Genomic DNA, 2,153 nt, shown 5'->3' with positions numbered 1-2,153 from the left:
AAGCACCAGCTTGCGATGCTCATCGACAAGCGCGTGATGCTCGACGCCACACCTGCCCCGCGCGTGATTCTGGTCGGCGGCAGCAATCTCATGTTCGGCGTCGACAGCCCCGTGCTCGAACAGGCCCTGCACGTTCCGGTGGTCAACATGGGGGTCTTCGGGGGTCTCGGTCTGCTGGCGCCGCTGGAAGTCATCATGCCGCATCTGCGCCCCGGCGATACCGTCGTCCTCGTGCCGGAATACGAACTGCTCTTCACGGGGATCGCGCCCTTCTCCAAGGACTACTATCGGTGGTTCCTGGCGGTCGACCCACGGGCGGCATGGCACTTCTACTATTCCGCCGAGCGGCCGCAGGTGTTCCTCGCCGACTTCCTGATGCTGATGCGCGACAAGCTGGGGGCGCTCTTCGCGCTTCCCTTCAAGGGCAATCATTCGCTCGCGGGCAACGGCTACATGCGCTATCAGCTGGTGGTCAACCGCTGGGGCGATGGCAGCGAGGAGATCCGGCCGGCGGCACCGGACCAGCTCGCCGGGCGCAACCAGGTGTATCCGACCGACGCGTTCAAGTCCGAGGTGGTCGATCAGCTCAACGAAATCACGGCACGCCTCAAGGCGCGCGGCGCGCGGGTGCTGCTCACCTTCGGCGTGTTTCCGGAGGCCGAGTACGCGCTCAACCAGAAGCTGATCGACGCAACTGTCGCGCAGTTGCGAGAACGCGGCACGTTCCAGGTGGTGGGCGAGCCGCAGGATTTCCTCTACCCCTACGGCGAGTTCTCGGATTCCGTGAATCACCTGCGGCCGGCGGCGCGCACGCGGCGCACGCATCGGCTCGCCGAACTGCTGGCGGGAAGCGGGGTCGGCGAGGCGACCGCTGCACCGCCTGCCGCCATGGGAACCCGGCGGTGACGGGCCGCGGTGCCTCGCGCTATGTGTGCGTCGTCCTGACCGGCGTGGTCGCGCTGCTCGTCGTCACCGCCGCCTTCACGCGCATCGTGGATCCGTTCTGGTATTTCCGCGATGTCGAGATCGCCGGCTTCAACGCGATCAAGACCAAGTTTCGGCGCTTCGAGCGCAACGTCAAACCGGCGGTGGTGGTGGCCGAGCAGCCCGAAGCGGTGATACTCGGCAGCTCCTTCGCCGAGATCGGCTTCGATCCCCTGCACCCGGCCCTTACCAGCGACGGCACGGTGCGCAGCTACAACTTCGCGCTTGCCGGCGCGCCGTGGCAGATGAACTTCTGCGCGCTGGAATACGTGCTGGAAGCGACACCGGCGCAGCGCATCGTGCTCGGCATTCACGCGCAGCCGCTGCCGGCATTCGACTGCTCGACAAGCATTGCCGAGATGCGCGAGACGGCCTGGACTGCGTTGTTGCTCTCGCCGCGTGCGCTCGGAGCCGCCATCGAGACGGTCGCGCATCAGCGGCGAACCGAGCGCGGCAGCCACACACGGGAGGGGCTGTATTACTACTCACGCTTCGACCCGGGCGTCGAGCGCCGCTTCGGCCAGTTCTTCGCGTCGGTGCTGCACGATGCAGCGGACTGCAGCCTCGCCCATCTGCAGCGCTCGACTGCGCTGCCCGTGCCGCCGCTGATGGTTGCGGCGGACGCGCCGTTCGATGTCGCGGGCCTGGCGCGCATCGTCGAAAGCGTCTCCGGTCGCAACGTGACGCTGCGCCTGCCGATCTATCCGCGACATGTCTTGAGCGTCGAGACCGACTATCTCTGCGGTCGCGGGATGGAGCGGTGGCGGGCGCTGTGGCACCTGGCGCGCTACCTGGAGCAGCATCCGCCGGCGCCGCCTGCCTCCATCGAGATCTGGGACTTCCAGGGCTATGGGCCGTACACGACAGAGCCGCTGTCGCCAGCGCTCATGAGCTACTGGCAGGACCCCGAGCACTTCAACTCCGAATTCGGGAACGTCATGCTGGACTGGATGTTCGGTCGCGTACCGCAGGCGGCGACGCGTGTGGACGGGCTCGGCTATCGCGTGTCGACGGCGACGCTGGCCGACCGCTACGAATGGTTCAGCCGCGAGCGCATCGCCTATCTGGAGCGCTACCCGGATACCTGGAAAACGCTCGCGCGACTGCTGCCGCCGCGCCTTCTGTCCGCTGCCGACGGTGCCGTCGCCGTGTGCAGCGCACCCCGCAAC

At 67.1% G+C, this 2,153-nt stretch carries 2 protein-coding genes; both read left to right on the top strand.

All coding sequences use genetic code 11. The features are described 5' to 3' along the window. The first annotated feature begins 15 nt into the window (after positions 1–15). Positions 16–906 (top strand): hypothetical protein, encoded by an 891-nt coding sequence (locus JNK68_13630; protein MBL8541394.1) that lies wholly within the window; start codon positions 16–18, stop codon positions 904–906. Beyond that, on the top strand, positions 903–2,153 hold a 1,251-nt coding region (locus JNK68_13625; protein MBL8541393.1), incomplete at its 3' end, for a hypothetical protein. The genes JNK68_13630 and JNK68_13625, both read left to right, overlap by 4 nt.

The organism is Betaproteobacteria bacterium (assembly GCA_016791345.1).
In the GTDB taxonomy this organism is placed as follows: domain Bacteria; phylum Pseudomonadota; class Gammaproteobacteria; order Burkholderiales; family JAEUMW01; genus JAEUMW01.
Note: the sequence above shows the minus strand (reverse complement) of the source record. Positions and strands in the feature narration are given on the sequence as shown.

Excerpts from the sequence above, each read along its gene's own strand:
- JNK68_13630 (MBL8541394.1), top strand. The coding sequence starts at position 16 with ATGCTCATCGACAAGCGCGTGATGCTCGACGCCACACCTGCCCCGCGC.